The organism is Micrococcus sp. R8502A1 (genome assembly GCF_006704135.1).
Taxonomy (GTDB): Bacteria; Actinomycetota; Actinomycetes; order Actinomycetales; family Micrococcaceae; genus Micrococcus; species Micrococcus luteus.
In genome coordinates, this window is the sequence record NZ_VIGS01000004.1 from 45,369 (window position 1) to 60,224 (window position 14,856).

Genomic DNA, 14,856 nt, shown 5'->3' on the forward strand with positions numbered 1-14,856 from the left:
ATCGGGGAGAATATGGCGGTCATCACTTCCCCACCCCCGAGAAAGGGGGGCTCCATGAGCCACGTGACCTCCTCCCCGCCCGAGACGGGGCCGGGTCTCAAGAAGACCCTCTCGTCGCTCGACGCCTACGCCATGGGCTTCGGCGCCATGATCGGCTTCGGCTGGGTCGTCCTCGTGGGCGGCTGGCTCAAGAACGCCGGCACCATGGGCTCGATCATCGCGATCGTCTCCGGCGGCCTGATCATGACCGTCGTCGCGCTGGTGTACGCCGAGCTCGTCGCAGCGATCCCGAAGGCCGGCGGCGAGCATCACTTCCTGCTGCGTGGCATGGGCGCGCGGTGGAGCTTCCTCGGCTCGTGGGGCATCACGGGCGGCTACATCTCGATCGTCGCGTTCGAGGCCGTCGCCCTCCCCCGCACCGCCGCGTACATCTGGCCCGAGATCGAGTCGATTCCGCTGTGGAACGCCTTCGGCTCGGACGTCTACCTCGTCTGGGCGCTGGTCGGCGCCGGGGCCGCCGTGGTCATCACCTGGATCAACTACATCGGCGTCAAACTGGCCGGCATCGTGCAGACGATCGTGGTCGCCACGCTGCTCGTCATCGGCGCTCTCCTGGTGTTCGGGGCCGGAACGGGTGGCTCCGTCGCGAACTTCGAGCCGCTCTTCACGGACGCCCGGGGCCTCTTCACGGTGATGGTCGTCGTGCCGTTCCTCTTCGTGGGCTTCGACGTCATCCCGCAGTCGGCTGAGGAGCTCAACATGCCGCCTCGCCGCATGGGCGTGATGATCATCGTCTCGGTGGCCGCCGCGACCCTCTGGTACATCATGGTGATCCTGACGAACGCATCCTCGATGCCCCGTGAGCAGCTCGTGAACTCCGACCTCGTGACGGCTGACGCCATGGCGGCCCTCTTCCACAGCCCGGCCATGGCCAACGTGCTGCTCGTGGGCGGCATGGCCGGCATCCTCACCTCCTGGATCGCCCTGCTCATGGGCGCGGCTCGCCTGCTCTACGCGATGGGCGTCTCGGGCATGCTGCCCCGCTGGTTCGGACACATCCACCCGAAGTACCGGACCCCGTCGAACGCGGTGCTGTTCATCGGCGTGCTCTCCATCGCGGCGCCGTTCTTCGGCGCGGGCGCCCTGGGCTGGTTCGTCGACTCCGGATCCCCGTCCATCGTGTTCACCTACATGATGGTCTGCGTCGTGTTCCTGCTCCTGCGCCGCCGCGAGCCGGAGATGGACCGCCCCTTCCGCGCGGGCGGCGCGACCGCCGGGCGAGTGCTGGGCGTGACCGGTGTGATCCTCACTGCGGGGCTGCTCAGCCTCTACATTCCGGGGATGCCCGCCTCCATCGCCCCGATGGCCTATGCCTTCTTCGGCCTGTGGTGGCTGCTCGGCTTCGTTTTCCTGTTCCGCATCCCGCGCGGGATCACCCCGGGCGAGGACGCAGAGGAGCGTCTGCTGGAACGTCTGGCGCGTCGCTGACCCACTGCTCCCGCCTCGCCGGGGGACGCGGACGGGCCCGCCTCCGGTCACCGGAGGCGGGCCCGTCGTCGTCGTGGGGTGTCAGTCCTGGACGAAGTACGTCTGCTTGTTGACGAACTCGTCCATGCCGAGCGGGCCGAGCTCGCGGCCGAAGCCAGAGCGCTTGACGCCGCCGAACGGGATCTCCGCCCCTTCGCCCGCCGGCGTGTTGACGTTGGCCATGCCGACCTCGAGCTGCCGGGCGACCCGCTCGGCCTGGGCCTCGTCCTGGGAGAACACGGCGCCGCCCAGGCCGTACTGGGAGTCGTTGGCGAGGGCGAGCGCCTCGTCCGCGGACTCCACCTTGTAGACGACGGCGACGGGGCCGAAGAGCTCCTCGCGGTAGGCGTCCATCTCGGAGGTGACGCCCGTGATCACGGCCGGGGCGAAGCGGGCGCCCGCCTCGTCCGTGACGGTCCCACCGACGTGGACGGTCGCGCCCTGCTGACGGGCCCGCTCCACCTGCTCGGCCAGGCCCTCGGCGGCACCGCGCGAGGACAGCGGAGTGAAGACCGTCGGGTCCTCGTCGGTGGCCTCACCGGGCTTCATGGCCTCGGCCAGGGACACCAGCTCGGCCACGAAGGCCTCATGGATGTCCGCCGAGACGATCATGCGCTTGTTGGAGTTGCAGGCCTGGCCCATGTTGTACATGCGGGTCGCCCACGCGGTACGGGCGGCCTCGGCCGGGTCCTTGGCGTCGAGCACGATGTACGGGTCCGAGCCGCCGAGCTCGAGGACGGCCTTCTTGAGGTGCTGGCCCGCGAGCGCGCCGATCACGGAGCCGGCCCGCTCGGAGCCGGTCAGGGAGACGCCGGCCACGCGCGGGTCGGCGATGAACTCGGCGATCTGGTCGTGCGTGGCGAAGACGTTGGTGTACACGCCGGCCGGCACGCCGGCGTCGTCCATGATCTGCTGCACGGCCAGGGCCGAGCGCGGGCAGATCTCGGCGTGCTTGAGCACGATCGCGTTGCCGAGCATGAGGTTCGGCGCGGCGAAACGGGCGATCTGGTAGTACGGGAAGTTCCACGGCATGACGCCCAGCAGCACACCCAGGGGCAGGTGGCGGATCATGGCGCGGCCGCCCTCGAAGGTCTCGATGGGGCGATCCGCGGCGAGGGTGGGGCCCTTGTCCGCGAAGTAGCCGAAGATGGCCGAGCTGAACTCCGCCTCCTCGACGCCCTCGGTCACGCGCTTGCCCATCTCGGTGGCGATGATCTGCGCGAGCTCGTCCTTGCGCTCCTCGAAGAGGTCCGCGACCTTCTGCACGATGGTGGCGCGCTCCTCGATGGGGCGGGCGGCCCACGCACGCTGGGCGGTCTCGGCGGCGGCCAGCAGCTGGTCGACCTCACCGTCGGCGAGGGCGGGGAAGGTCTCCACGACCTGGTCGGTGCTGGGGTCCTGCACGCGATAGCCGGTGGGGGTGCTCATGAGTGGGTCCTCTCGTTCGGGTCCCGGACCACGGCAGTGCCGTCGTCGTCCGGACGGATGATCGGGATGGGTCGGGTCGAGTCCGTCTGCGGCAGGGTCTCGCCACGGAAGTAGGCCGGGTGGCGCAACCGCGTCCACATCATCAGTACCACGCCGATGGCCAGCACGCCCATGCCCAGGATGAACACCGTGCCCACGCCGAACACGGTCGAGCCGGAGCCGTAGTCGGGGTCGGTGGAGTCCAGCGCGGTCACGCAGAACATCACCAGCAGCACGAGGCCGCCGATCAGCGGGAACAGGAAGGTGGTGAGGGCGTTGCCCACCGAGGTGAACCACTCGCGGCGGAAGTACCAGACGCAGGCCAGGGCGGTGATGCCGTAGTAGAAGCAGATCATCAAGCCCAGGGCGGTGATGGTGTCCCACAGGGCGTTCTCGGAGAGCAGCCGCGTGACGACGTAGAAGAGGCCGGCGAAGCCCGCGCACACCCAGGTCGCGAAGGCCGGGCTGTTGAACTGGGGGCTCAGCTCGGCGAAGCGCGCGGGCACGGCCCGGTAGAAGCCCATCGCTAGCAGGGTGCGGGCCGGGGAGACCATGGTGGACTGCAGGGAGGCCAGGGAGCTGACGAGGATCGCGCTGGACATGATCACGGCGAAGGGGCCCAGGATCGGGCCGGCGAGGACCGCGAAGATCGACTCCTGGTTGTCCGGATTGCCCGCGCCCAGGCCCTCGGAGCCGATGCCCGCCCAGGAGATCACGGCCAGGGCGGACAGGATGTAGACGGCGATGATGACGAACACGGTGACGGCGGCGGCCCGGCCGGGGGTGCGCTCGGGGTCCTTGGTCTCCTCGTTCATCGTGAGGGTCACGTCCCAGCCCCAGAACAGGAAGATGGACAGGGAGACGCCGGCCGCGACCACACTGAAGTCGCCTGCAGTGAACGGGTTGAACCAGTCCAGCTGCACCGGAGTGGGGTCGAAGCCCGCACCACGGGAGGACTGCATCAGGGCGGCGACGGCGAACGCGCCGAGGGCCAGGATCTGGAAGGCCACCAGGATGTACTGCAGGTGCTTGGTGGTCTCCATGCCCCGGTGCGAGATCCATCCGGCCAGGGCCAGGTACACCAGGGTCAGGGGGATGTTGACCCACAGGTTGCCGGCCAGGTCCGCGATGGCCTGGCTCCCGGTGATCTGGGCGAGCAGCAGGAACGTGAAGTCGACGGCGACGGCCGCCAGGTTGGACAGCACGATCACGGAGGCGGCGATGAGCCCCCAGCCGCCCATCCACCCGACATACGGCCCGAAGGCGTGCGTGGCCCAGGTGAAGGACGTGCCGGAGTCCGGCACCCGCGTGTTCAGCGCCCGGTAGCCGAGGGCCACCAGGAGCATCGGGATGAAGCCGAGCAGCAGGATCGCGGGCACGTGGGTGCCGACGGTGCTGATGGTCGGCCCGAGGCCCGAGGTCAACGTGTAGGCGGGGGCGACGACGGAGACGCCGATCACCACGGCCCCGAGCAGGCCGACCTTGCCGGCCTGGAGCCCCTTGTTGCTCACCCCGCCCGGGTTGAGCAGGTTGACCTGCTCGATGGCGGAGGTGGTCGGGTACACGTGCTCGTGTCCCTCGTTGTCGACGACGCGGCGTCGTGGGGTGGATGCGCTCATGAGGATGTCCTTGTCCGTCGGGCCGGTCAGCCGGTGGGCTGCCCCGCGTCGGTGGCTTCCCGCTCGGCGATGGCCAGGGCGGCGGCCTCGCCCATGCGGATCGCGCCGTCCACGTGCTGGTAGCCCTCGGCGGCGATGTCCGAGCACGCGTAGTGGATGGGGCCGGTCGGGCGGTTCTGGAGGTGGCCCCAGCGGGAGAGTCCGCCGAGGTCGTAGCTGGTGGCGTAGGCGCCTCGGGTCCACTCCTCGGCGGCCATGTCCGAGAGGAAGAACGCGATCGGCTCGAGGGTCCGGGGACCGAGGTACTCGGCCATGGCGCCGAGGATCGCGGCCTTGCGCTCCTCCTCCGGCAGGGCCCACATCTGCTCGGCGTACACGTCGGACACGAAGCCGACGAGGGTGCCGTGCGGGTCCTCCTCGCCCGGGGCGCCACCGGCCAGGTTCTCGCCGCGGTTGGTGTTGTCATAGATCTCCTGGACGAGACGGCCCCCGCCGAAGCACGTGCCGGACAGGCCCTCCTCGCGCCAGAACGGGGTTTCGTACACGGCGTGCACCTTGATGACCAGGCCCATGGAGATGTGCTGGTGCGCGATCTGCTGCTCGCGCGGCATCGGCGGCTCGAAGGAGATGCGGCTGTAGAGGTTCGGCGGGACGGCCAGGACCGCGTAGCGGGCGTGCACCTCGTAGTCGTCGGTGAGCGCCACGACGTCGCCGGCGGCGCCGTCGTGCGCCACGCCGTTGCGCACGTCCGCGGCCACACCGTTCTTCTCGTCCGCGGTGGTCGGGTCCGGCTCGGCCCAGCGGAGGGTGCGCACCGGCTGGCCGAGGACGACGTCGTCGCCCAGCTCGGCGGCCATGGTCAGGGACACGGACTGCATGCCGCCCTCGACGCGCTTGTCCAGGATGAAGTCCTCGTCCACCAGGTTCCGGAACGACCCCGCCGAGGCGGCCATGAGCAGCGCCTGGAGCATGGAGAAGGTGTGGGAGGGCTTGGTCAGCATGCCGGAGGCGATGTAGATGGAGACGTTGTCGATGGCCTCCGGGTCGTCGGACTCCTGCTCCAGCCAGTGGCGGAAGGAGATCTTGTCCAGCTCGGCGGCCCGCGGGTGCTCCCACGGGGAGGCGGCGTCGATCTCTGCGGTCAGTTCGTCGATCTTGGCGATCAGGCGATCCATCTCCCGGTCCGTCTTCTCGGCCACCGGGAAGTCGAGGCCGTCGTAGACGTGGCGTTCTCCGCGCGGGTCCACATAGACGTTGCGACCGTCGCGGAAGCGCGAGAACGTCGGCAGGCCGAGCTCCTCCACCAGGGAGATGAGGCGGGTCTGGTCCGGGGAGATCCACTGGCCGCCGATCTCGATGAAGTGGTCCTTGCCGTCGGCGCCCTCGACCAGGCCGTTCCAGGTGCGGCCGCCGACGCGCCGGCGAGCCTCCAGGACGGTGACGGACAGGCCCTGGGCCTTCGCGGTGCGGGCGGCCATGAGGCCGGCCGGGCCGGCGCCGATCACGACGACGTCGCTCGTCCGGCGCTCGCGGCCGACGGTGGCGGGGGCGGTGGTCATGGGGGTGCTCCTCTGGCGGGGACGGGGGCATCGGGCAGAGCCCAGGTGAATGCCGTTCATTTAGAGTGTCGGCGCTCACTGTACGGGCCGCGCGCCGGGAAGGGAAGGCCGGTCCGTGGCCGACATGACACCTTCCGCCCGTCCGACGGGTCAGAATGGCCGGATGGACGAGACCCCTGAACCGCCCCGGACGCGTCGCCGCCGCGGACGACCTCTCTCCCCCGCTCTGAGCCGCGCAGCGATCGCGGACGCGGCGCTCGCGGTCGCCCGCACCGAGGGATACGAAGGGCTCACCATGGCGGCGGTCGGCCGTCGCCTGGGCGTGGCGCCGAGCGCGCTCTACAACCACATCAGCGGCAAGCATGAGCTGCTCGTCCTGCTGCAGGACGCCGTGATGGGCGAGGTCTCGCTCGTCGAGCTGGAGGCCGCGATCCGGGGCGAGGCGCCCGTCGTCGCCGCCCTGCGGGCGTGGGCACGCTCCTACCGGGACGTCTTCGCGGCCCATCCGCCGCTGATCCCGCTCATCGCCACCCTGCCGATCGAGGGAGCCCCGTCGACGCAGCGGGTCTACGAGACGGTGTGCGCGGTGCTGGCCCGGACCGGCCTGGCGCCGGAGCAGGTGCTGGCCCGGGTGATCGCGCTCGAGTCGTTCATCTACGGTTCCGCGTACGACGTCGACTCTCCGGCCGACATCTTCGAGGTGGCGGGGGCGCAGGAGCGCCTGCCCGCGCTTGGCGCGGCCGCCGAGGCCTTCCGGGCGGGCGGGAGCACGCGCGCGACGGGGGCGCGGAACCCCTACGCGGACGCACCCTTCGAGGAGGGACTGGACCTGCTGCTGGCGGGCCTCGGCGACTGACCCGCGGACTGCCGGCCACGTGTCAGGCCGGCACGGACGCGCCGCCCCTGTGTGTGAGAGGGGCGGCGCGTCGACGGATCTGTGCGCGGCGGATTTTCAGTCGGTCAGGCCCAGACGACGGCGGGCCGCGACCAGCACACCCGCGGCGGCGGTGCCGAGGCCGGCCAGCCACCAGCCGGTGGACTGCCCCGTCTCGACGGTGTCCGGGGTCGTGTGCTGCTCGTCGGCGTCGTCCCCGACCGGAGCGGGCTGCTTCTCCGCGCCCTCCGGAGCCGGGGCGGCCTCGTCGCCCCGGAACGCGGCGAGCGCCGCGGCGGTGTCCGGGTCGGTCAGGTCGAGCGGCTTCCCGTTGAGGACGCCGTCCTCGGCATCGAGGAAGCCGTCGTACGCGGCGGGGATCTCCTCGCCGACGTGCACGGTGACGGTCTGGACATGGGCGACGTGATCGCTGTGGAAGTCGACGGTGAAGGTGTCCGTGCCGACGAAGCCCTCGTCGGGGATGTACCAGGCACGGAGCTCGGAGTGCTCCGAGTCACGGAACGCGAAGACCTCACCGTGGGCCGGCTCGGCCACGACCGCCGCGTAGGTGTTCTCCATCGTCGGCGCGGCGACCAGGTGGACGATCTCGGCGCCCGCCACCCCGGGTGCCAACTGCATGGCCGAGTCCCAGGCCAGGGGCCGGTCCCCGAGGTGGGCCATCTGCGGGCCGTCGACAGAGTGCACGGCCGCCCCCTGATCGTCGGCGAGGTCGGTGTCCGCCTGGAGCGTGATGCCCATGTTCAGCATCTGCCCGTCGGCCACGACGTCGTACCGCACCAGGCCTGCACCGGCCGCGCCGAGCGCGCGGCGGGTCTCCAGGACGTCCACCGCACCGCCGTCGATGACGTCCAGGGCGGTGAACTCGACCTCCTGGCCGCCCTCCAGGCGGGTGCCGTCCTCGGCCACCGGGGTGAGCGTGAGCGTGAGGTCCTCCGGGTCGTAGCCGTCGTAGGTCTGGAAGAGGGCGGTGGTGACGTTCTCGTGGTCGACGGCCTGGAAGTAGCCGGCCTGGGGGCCGTGGGCGTCGTCCCAGGCGGCGGCGGGGCCGGCGAGGGCGACGGTGGTGACGAGGCCGGCGGCGGCGACGGCGACGGGCAGGTGACGGAGGGAGGGACGACGGGTACGGATGACGGACATGGCAGCTCCTCACTGAGTCGGCCGGACAGGGCCGGCGGCCCCCGCCTCTGCAGCACCGGTGTTCCGGGCTCCACGGGTGGGGACGCCTCGAGTCTGTCCGCCGAGAGCCTGCCATGAAAGAGCTATGCGACGTCGATGCGTGATCGACACTGGACCGCAACCCGGCCGTGACCGGTGGTTCTCGACGGCGAGCTGGCCGTCACGACGACGAAGGCCCGGTCCGCACGGACCGGGCCTTCTGACTGGTGGAGGTAAGGGGATTCGAACCCCTGACCTTCTGCATGCCATGCAGACGCGCTACCAACTGCGCCATACCCCCAGGTGGGTGGTGACTCCGTTTCCGGCGGACCGGCCGGAGCACCTGAACAGAATACCCGGCCTGCGGCAACCGCGCAAACCGGCCGGGCGGCGTCGATGGACCGCCGCGACGCCACGGCCTAGCGTGCAGGAGACGCCCCCATGCCCCCCCGCCAGCCCAGGAGGTCCTGCATGTCCCGCACTGACGCACCGATCCGCACCGCCCTGATCGGCTATGGGTTCGCCGGGAAGACGTTCCACGTCCCCCTGCTCCACGCCACGGAGGGACTCGCTCTCACCCATGTCGTCTCGAGCCGCCCGGACGCGGTGCACGCGGATCTGCCGGACGTCGTCGTGGTGCCCGACGTGGACGCGCTCCTGGCGTGGCACGACGTGGACCTCGTGGTGATCGCCGCCCCGAACGACCAGCACACGCCGCTCGCGCGCGCCGCCCTCAGGGCGGGCAGGCACGTGGTGGTGGACAAGCCGTTCACGCTGAGTCTCGCCGAGGCGCGGGAGCTGCGCGACCTCGCGGCCGAGACGGGGCGGGTGCTGCGGGTGTTCCAGAACCGCCGCTTCGACAGCGACTTCCTGGGCATCGCCGAGCTCGTGCGCTCCGGCCGGCTCGGGGACGTCGTCCACCTCGAGTCCCGGATCGACCGCTTCCGCCCGACCGTCCGGGACCGCTGGCGGGAAGCCGCGGTGCCCGGGGGCGGCATCTGGTTCGACCTCGGACCGCACCTGGTCGACCAGGCGCTCCTGCTCTTCGGTGTCCCCGAACGCGTAGACGCCGACCTCGCGGCCCTGCGTCCGGGCGCCCCGGTCGAGGACTGGGCGCACTGCGTGCTGCAGTACCCGGGCCGGCGCGTGGTCCTGCAGGCGTCGATGCTCGTGGCCGGCGGCAGCCCGCGCTTCGCGGTCCACGGCACGCGTGGCTCCGCGGTGAAGGAACTGCCGGATCGGCAGGAGGTTCAGCTGCGCGCTGGTCTGCTCCCCGGCGCCGAGGGCTGGGGCGTCGATCCGGACCCGATCCTCCTGCACGACGGGGAGGGGAACACCGAGCGCGTCCCCGCGCCGATCGGAGCCCAGCAGCGGTCCTACGCGGGCGTGCGCGACGCGATCCTGGGCCGCGCGAGCAGCGACGCCGCCACCCCCGACCAGGCCGTCGCCGTGATGGCGGTGCTCGAGGCCGCCGTCGCCTCGGCGCGGGAGGGCCGTGCGGTGGAACCCGCACTCACGGCGGCGGAGCGCGCAGCGTACCCCGGCGTGTCCCCCGCACCGACCGCGGCGGAGCGACATCACCGCAGTGCAGAACCGCGGTGATGTCGCGGGGCGGCGGTCGCCTCCCGGCCCCGCACGGGAGTCCGACGACGACGAAGGCCCGGTCCGTGTGGACCGGGCCTTCTGACTGGTGGAGGTAAGGGGATTCGAACCCCTGACCTTCTGCATGCCATGCAGACGCGCTACCAACTGCGCCATACCCCCAGATGTGGGCGCCACCCGCGATGTTCACGCGCCGTTTCCGGCCCGTTCGCCTCGCTGGCAACTCGACCAGCGTACACGGTCCCCGCGCCGGCGCCAAATCGGCGTCCGGGCCGGGGCGCCCTCAGATGTTGTAGCCCTCGAGGGTCCAGTCGCCCCAGCCCTCCGTCGCGGGAGCGAACGCGCCCTGCAGCACGGCGGCACGGGCGTTGCCGATCCGCTCCATCGCCGCGAAGGCCTCGCCCTCGTGACGGAGGAGCAGCCCCGTGGCCGCGCGGATCAGCGCACCGTGGGCCACGGCGAGCAGGGTCTGGGCACCACCGTCGCTCGGGGTGTCCGCCCAGTGCGGGGGCACGTGTCCGCGCAGCGCACGCAGGGCCCGCTCGCCGCCCCCGCGCAGGGTCTCCCCGCCCACGGGGCCGGCGTCGAGCGCCGGCTCGGGCCGCCAAAGGCGGTGCTCGTCCGGCCAGCGTTCCGCGATGGAACTGAGCTCCAGGCCCTCCCACTCTCCCCCGGCCAGCTCCATCAGCTCCGGGTCGAGGGCCACGGACGCCTCGCCCACCCGGGCCTCGAGGACGATCTCGGCCGTGCGGCGCGCCCGGGCCAGCGGGGAGCACACGGCCACGAGCTCCTCCGCGTCCTCGATCAGGTCACCCACGGGCCCGCCGGCGGCGCGGCGGGCCTGGCGCTCCCCCTCGGCGTTCAGCTCGATGTCCGTGTGCCCCTGGTAGCGGTCCAGGACGTTCCAGTCGGTCTCGCCGTGACGCAGCAGGATCAGGCGCATCTCGCAGCCCCGCTCAGGAGGCGTGCGAGGCGGAGGCGCCGTCGTCCTGGGCGGCCGCGTCCGGGCGGGTGCTCTCCTCCGGCAGGCCGAGGTCGATCGCCGGGGTGTCCTTCCACAGGCGGTCCAGCGCGTAGAACTCGCGGTCCTCGCGATGCTGGACGTGCACCACGAAGTGCCCGTAGTCGAGCAGCACCCAGTGGCCGTCGGACCGGCCCTCGCGACGCAGCGGCTTGAGCTGTTCGTCCTTCAGCAGCGCCTCCTCGACGCCGTCGACGATCGCGTTGACCTGACGCTCCGAGGCGCCGGAGGCGATCAGGAAGGCGTCGGTCAGGCCGAGCCGCTCGGCGACGTCGAACGCGACGATGTGCGTGCCGAGCTTGTCCGCGGCGGCGGCCGCGGCGGTGGTGAGGGCGTCCAGGGTGGTCTGGGGAACGGTCACGAGGTCTCCTCTTCCGAGACGTAGAGGTGGTGCTTGGCGATGTACTGGACGACGCCGTCCGGGACGAGATACCAGACGGGCCGGCCCCGGCGGACGCGCTCCCGGCAGTCCGTGGAGGAGATCGCCATGGCGGGGATCTCCATCAGGGACACGTCGGCGCCCAGGCCCATGTCCGAGAGGTCGTGGCCGGGACGGGTGACGCCGACGAAGTGCGCCAGGTCCCAGAGCTCGTCCACGTCCTTCCACGTGAGGATCTGGCCCATCGCGTCCGCGCCGGTGATGAAGAACAGCTCGGCGTCCGGGTGCAGGCGGCGCAGGTCCCGCAGCGTGTCCACGGTGTAGGTCACGCCGGGGCGGTCGATGTCCACGCGGGAGACGGTGAACCGGGGGTTGGAGGCGGTGGCCACCACGGTCATGAGGTAGCGGTCCTCGGCCGGGGAGACCTGCCGGTCCGACTTCTGCCACGGCTGACCCGTGGGGACGAAGACGACCTCGTCCAGCTCGAACTCGGCGGCCACCTCGGAGGCGGCCACGAGGTGCCCGTGGTGGATCGGGTCGAAGGTGCCGCCCATGATGCCGAGGCGACGACGGCGCACGCCCCCGGCAGTGGGCTCGGGGACGGGGGTGCGGGAGGCGACGGTCATGCGCTCAGGAGACGAACGGACGGCCCGCCGCGTCGCCCCCGGCGGAGGCGGCGACGCGGCGGGCCGGTGGGACGTCAGTGACCGGAGGTGTGCGAGCCGCGGCCGGTGCCGTGGTGCTGGACCGCGGTGGTGGGCTCGGGCAGGCGCAGCGCGCGGGAGCGCATGGACATGGTGGCGGCCAGGGCGGCCATCAGCAGCGCGAAGACGAGCACGCCGTACCAGATGGGGTCCATCGGCAGCTCGTTGACGACGTGGTGGCCCTCGGCGGCGGCCAGGATCAGGGAGGTGTTCAGCATGGATGCTCCTCGGTGCAGCGGGTCAGACGGCCGGGCCGGGGCCGGGCCGAAGGGGTCCTGGTGTCCATCGTAGCCCGGCTCAGCGGCGGATCTGCCCGTCGCCGCGCAGGATCCACTTGGTGGTCGTGAGCTCCTCCAGGCCCATGGGCCCGCGGGCGTGCATCTTCTGGGTGGAGATGCCCACTTCGGCACCGAGGCCGAGCTCGCCGCCGTCGGTGAAGCGCGTGGACGCGTTCACGATGACGGCCGCGGCGTCCACCTCGGTGATGAACCGCTCGGCCGCGGCCAGGTCGTTCGTGACGATGGCCTCGGTGTGGCCCGTGGACCACCGGCCGATGTGCTCGATCGCCTGGTCGAGGGAGTCCACGACGCGCACGGCCATCTCCATGTCCAGGTACTCGGTGCCCCAGTCCTCCTCCGTGGCGTCCACGGCGTCCCGGGCGTGGTCGCCGCGGTCGGCCAGCGTGGGCAGCCAGGCCCGCGCGGCCTCGTCCACGTGCAGCAGCACGCCGGCACGGGTGAGGGCGCGCAGCACTTCGCGGCCCGTCTCCTCCGCGTCCCGGTGGAGCAGCAGGGTCTCGGCCGCATTGCACACGGAGGTGCGGTGGGTCTTCGAGTTGAGTGCGATGTCCACCGCCATCTGCTTGGGTGCGGCGGCGTCCACGTACAGATGCACGTTGCCCTCACCCGTCTCGATCACGGGCACCCGGGCCTCGCGGACCACGCGCTGGATCAGCTCACGGCCGCCGCGCGGGACGAGGACGTCCACCGCGCCACGAGCGGCCATCAGCGCGGCGACGCCGGGACGTCCGAGATCGTCGATGCCCTGGATGATGTTGGGGTCGAAGCCCTGATCCACGAGCGCCTCCCGCAGCACCTGGATCAGGACCGCGTTGGTGGACTCCGCGGCCGAGCCGCCGCGCAGGATCACGCCGTTGCCCGACTTCAGGGCGATGCCGGCGATGTCCACCGTGACGTTCGGACGGGCCTCGTACACGGCACCCACGACGCCCAGGGGCACCCGCACCTGGCTCATCCGCACGCCGTTGGGCAGCGGACCGCCGCGGACCACGGTGCCCACGGGGTCCGGCAGGCCGGCCAGGGTCTCCAGGGCGAGGGCCAGCGCCTCGACGCGCGCCTCGTCCAGCTTGAGGCGGTCCAGCATGGCCGCCGAGGTGCCGGCCTCGCGGCCGCGGCCGCGGTCCTCGCGGTTGGCCGTGATGATCGCGGCCGCGTTGGCGCGCAGGGCCTCGGCCATGTGGCGCAGGACGGCGTCCTTGCGGGCGCGGCCGGCGGTGGCCAGCTCGGGCACGGCCTGACGCGCCCACTCGGCCCGCTGGCGGACGGCCTCCTCGACCTCGGGCGTCGGCGCCTCGGCGTCCTGGCGGCCGGACTGATCCTGGGGTGCGGTGCTCTCGGTGGTCTGCATGCCCCCAGCCTATCGAGCGCCCCGGACGAGGCACGAGGCCCCGGTCCGTCGCCGCGGCCGGAGCCCGTGCCGGTCAGCGCTGCGGCGGAGCCAGGCGCACCCAGTCGTCGGCGTGCACGACGACGCCGTCGTAGCCCGCGCCCAGGTCCTCGCGGAGGTCGGCGGTCGTCCGCCCGAGCATGGCGGGCAGCTGCGACGAGGAGTACTGCACGAGGCCGCGCGCCCGCACCCGGCCGTGCGCGTCCACGATCTCGACGACGTCGCCCGGCGTGAAGTCGCCCGTGCAGCCGGTGATGCCCGCGGCCAGCAGGGAGCGGCCGCGGTCGATCGCCCCGGCCACCGCGCCGTCGTCGATGACGAGCCGGCCCCGGACCTCCGCCGTGAGGCCGAGCCACGCCGCGCGCGCGGACCGGCGGCGGCCGGTGGCGGAGAACCACGTGCCCACGTCCTCCCCCGCGAACGCGGCGCCCGCGTTCGCGGCCGAGGTGAGCAGGGTCGGGATGCCGGTGGTGGCCGCGATGCCGGCCGCGTCCACCTTGGTCACCATGCCGCCCGTGCCCACGCCCGCGGAACCGGGCACGCGCACGTCGACGCCGGCCAGATCGTCGTCCGAGGTGACCTCCGGGATGCGCCGTGCGTCCGGGTTCGAGGGGTGGCCCGTGTAGAGGGCGTCCACGTCCGAGAGCAGGACCAGCAGGTCCGCCTTGCAGAGGTTGGCGGTGAGGGCCGCGAGGCGGTCGTTGTCGCCGAAGCGGATCTCGCGCGTGGCCACGGCGTCGTTCTCGTTCACGATCGGCATCACGTCGAGCGTGAGCAGCCGCGACAGGGCGCGGTGCGCGTTCGTGTACTGGGTGCGCCGCATGAGCTCCTCGGCGGTCAGCAGCACCTGGGCCACCTCGGTGTCGTGCCGGCCGAAGCTCGTGGTGTAGTGCGCCATGAGCTTGCTCTGGCCGACCGCCGCCGAGGCCTGCTGGGTGGCGGTGTCCTTGGGGCGTCGGCCCAGCCCGAGGTGGGGGAATCCGGCCGCGACGGCACCGGAGGACACGAGCACCACCTGGGTGCCCTTCTGCCGCTCGGCGGCGAGGACGTCCACGAGCCGGTCGATGGCCGCCACGTCCAGGCCGTCCGGGGTGGTCAGCGAGGACGAGCCGATCTTCACGACGACGCGACGTGCGGCGCCCATCGTCTCCCGCGAGGTCACGGGGTTGGCCCGCGGGTCCTCGGAGCCGCGCGTGGCGGGGGTCGGATAGCGGGTGACGACGGTGCGCCGCACGGACATGG

13 protein-coding genes and 2 tRNA genes are annotated in these 14,856 nt (G+C 72.0%); 3 read left to right on the forward strand and 12 right to left on the reverse strand.

Annotation, left to right across the window (positions count from 1 at the left end):
* Nucleotides 1-54: 54 nt before the first annotated feature.
* Nucleotides 55-1,488: an APC family permease gene (locus FLM69_RS01700; protein WP_141842794.1), complete on the forward strand. Its 1,434-nt coding sequence runs from the start codon at nt 55-57 to the stop codon at nt 1,486-1,488.
* Between the two features lie 81 nt (nt 1,489-1,569).
* Here the strand turns inward: FLM69_RS01700 and FLM69_RS01705 are convergent, their stop codons facing one another.
* Genes FLM69_RS01705 through FLM69_RS01715 form a run of 3 tightly spaced genes read right to left on the reverse strand, consistent with a single transcriptional unit; the run spans nt 1,570 to nt 6,172 of the window.
* Entirely contained in the window at nt 1,570-2,955 is a 1,386-nt protein-coding gene (locus tag FLM69_RS01705; RefSeq protein WP_141842795.1) for an NAD-dependent succinate-semialdehyde dehydrogenase, read from the reverse strand.
* Nucleotides 2,952-4,613, reverse strand: a complete 1,662-nt coding sequence (locus FLM69_RS01710; protein ID WP_141842797.1) for an APC family permease — start codon at nt 4,611-4,613, stop codon at nt 2,952-2,954. Before FLM69_RS01710 ends, FLM69_RS01705 begins: the two co-directional genes overlap by 4 nt.
* Before the next feature lie 26 nt (nt 4,614-4,639).
* Nucleotides 4,640-6,172 (reverse strand): NAD(P)/FAD-dependent oxidoreductase, encoded by a 1,533-nt coding sequence (locus FLM69_RS01715; RefSeq protein WP_141842799.1) that lies wholly within the window; start codon nt 6,170-6,172, stop codon nt 4,640-4,642.
* A 163-nt stretch (nt 6,173-6,335) separates the two neighbouring features.
* Here FLM69_RS01715 and FLM69_RS01720 point away from each other — a divergent pair, with 163 nt between their 5' ends.
* Nucleotides 6,336-7,028, forward strand: coding sequence for a TetR/AcrR family transcriptional regulator (locus FLM69_RS01720; RefSeq protein ID WP_141842801.1), 693 nt, complete (start codon nt 6,336-6,338; stop codon nt 7,026-7,028).
* A gap of 96 nt (nt 7,029-7,124) precedes the next feature.
* On the opposite strand, the gene FLM69_RS01725 is transcribed toward FLM69_RS01720, so the two are convergent.
* Both FLM69_RS01725 and FLM69_RS01730 read right to left on the reverse strand, forming a co-directional pair.
* The gene (locus FLM69_RS01725; RefSeq protein ID WP_141842803.1) at nt 7,125-8,204 is read right to left on the reverse strand and encodes a hypothetical protein; all 1,080 of its coding nucleotides are present in this window, start codon (nt 8,202-8,204) and stop codon (nt 7,125-7,127) included.
* A gap of 243 nt (nt 8,205-8,447) precedes the next feature.
* Nucleotides 8,448-8,523, reverse strand: a tRNA-Ala gene (locus FLM69_RS01730).
* A gap of 170 nt (nt 8,524-8,693) precedes the next feature.
* Between FLM69_RS01730 and FLM69_RS01735 the strand changes: the two genes are divergently transcribed.
* Nucleotides 8,694-9,824 (forward strand): oxidoreductase, encoded by a 1,131-nt coding sequence (locus FLM69_RS01735; RefSeq protein ID WP_141842805.1) that lies wholly within the window; start codon nt 8,694-8,696, stop codon nt 9,822-9,824.
* Nucleotides 9,825-9,910: 86 nt separating this feature from the next.
* On the opposite strand, the gene FLM69_RS01740 is transcribed toward FLM69_RS01735, so the two are convergent.
* The 7 genes from FLM69_RS01740 to proB all read right to left on the reverse strand — a co-directional run bounded on the left by FLM69_RS01740 (nt 9,911) and on the right by proB (nt 14,854).
* Nucleotides 9,911-9,986 (reverse strand) — tRNA-Ala (locus tag FLM69_RS01740).
* A 121-nt stretch (nt 9,987-10,107) separates the two neighbouring features.
* Nucleotides 10,108-10,767, reverse strand: coding sequence for a histidine phosphatase family protein (locus tag FLM69_RS01745; RefSeq protein ID WP_141842807.1), 660 nt, complete (start codon nt 10,765-10,767; stop codon nt 10,108-10,110).
* 13 nt (nt 10,768-10,780) lie between these two features.
* Nucleotides 10,781-11,206 carry a ribosome silencing factor gene (gene rsfS / locus FLM69_RS01750; protein WP_002853902.1) on the reverse strand — a complete coding sequence of 142 codons (426 nt, stop codon included), beginning with the start codon at nt 11,204-11,206 and terminating at the stop codon, nt 10,781-10,783.
* Complete coding sequence (gene nadD / locus FLM69_RS01755; protein WP_098471621.1) at nt 11,203-11,850, reverse strand: nicotinate-nucleotide adenylyltransferase; 648 nt, start codon at nt 11,848-11,850, stop codon at nt 11,203-11,205. Before nadD ends, rsfS begins: the two co-directional genes overlap by 4 nt.
* Before the next feature lie 74 nt (nt 11,851-11,924).
* Nucleotides 11,925-12,146, reverse strand: coding sequence for a hypothetical protein (locus FLM69_RS01760; RefSeq protein ID WP_002853906.1), 222 nt, complete (start codon nt 12,144-12,146; stop codon nt 11,925-11,927).
* Nucleotides 12,147-12,225: 79 nt separating this feature from the next.
* A complete protein-coding gene (locus FLM69_RS01765) occupies nt 12,226-13,575 on the reverse strand; it encodes a glutamate-5-semialdehyde dehydrogenase (RefSeq protein ID WP_141842809.1) in 1,350 nt (449 codons plus the stop codon).
* A gap of 73 nt (nt 13,576-13,648) precedes the next feature.
* Nucleotides 13,649-14,854, reverse strand: coding sequence for a glutamate 5-kinase (gene proB, locus FLM69_RS01770; RefSeq protein ID WP_095695642.1), 1,206 nt, complete (start codon nt 14,852-14,854; stop codon nt 13,649-13,651).
* Between the last annotated feature and the right edge of the window lie 2 nt (nt 14,855-14,856).

Bases quoted from the DNA above. Each gene is read 5' to 3' on its own strand.
- FLM69_RS01700 (WP_141842794.1), top strand. From the start codon at position 55: ATGAGCCACGTGACCTCCTCCCCGCCCGAGACGGGGCCGGGTCTCAAG.
- FLM69_RS01705 (WP_141842795.1), bottom strand. From the start codon at position 2,955: ATGAGCACCCCCACCGGCTATCGCGTGCAGGACCCCAGCACCGACCAG.
- FLM69_RS01710 (WP_141842797.1), bottom strand. From the start codon at position 4,613: ATGAGCGCATCCACCCCACGACGCCGCGTCGTCGACAACGAGGGACAC.
- FLM69_RS01715 (WP_141842799.1), bottom strand. From the start codon at position 6,172: ATGACCACCGCCCCCGCCACCGTCGGCCGCGAGCGCCGGACGAGCGAC.
- FLM69_RS01720 (WP_141842801.1), top strand. From the start codon at position 6,336: ATGGACGAGACCCCTGAACCGCCCCGGACGCGTCGCCGCCGCGGACGA.
- FLM69_RS01725 (WP_141842803.1), bottom strand. From the start codon at position 8,204: ATGTCCGTCATCCGTACCCGTCGTCCCTCCCTCCGTCACCTGCCCGTC.
- FLM69_RS01735 (WP_141842805.1), top strand. From the start codon at position 8,694: ATGTCCCGCACTGACGCACCGATCCGCACCGCCCTGATCGGCTATGGG.
- FLM69_RS01745 (WP_141842807.1), bottom strand. From the start codon at position 10,767: ATGCGCCTGATCCTGCTGCGTCACGGCGAGACCGACTGGAACGTCCTG.
- nadD (WP_098471621.1), bottom strand. From the start codon at position 11,850: ATGACCGTCGCCTCCCGCACCCCCGTCCCCGAGCCCACTGCCGGGGGC.
- FLM69_RS01760 (WP_002853906.1), bottom strand. From the start codon at position 12,146: ATGCTGAACACCTCCCTGATCCTGGCCGCCGCCGAGGGCCACCACGTC.
- FLM69_RS01765 (WP_141842809.1), bottom strand. From the start codon at position 13,575: ATGCAGACCACCGAGAGCACCGCACCCCAGGATCAGTCCGGCCGCCAG.
- proB (WP_095695642.1), bottom strand. From the start codon at position 14,854: ATGTCCGTGCGGCGCACCGTCGTCACCCGCTATCCGACCCCCGCCACG.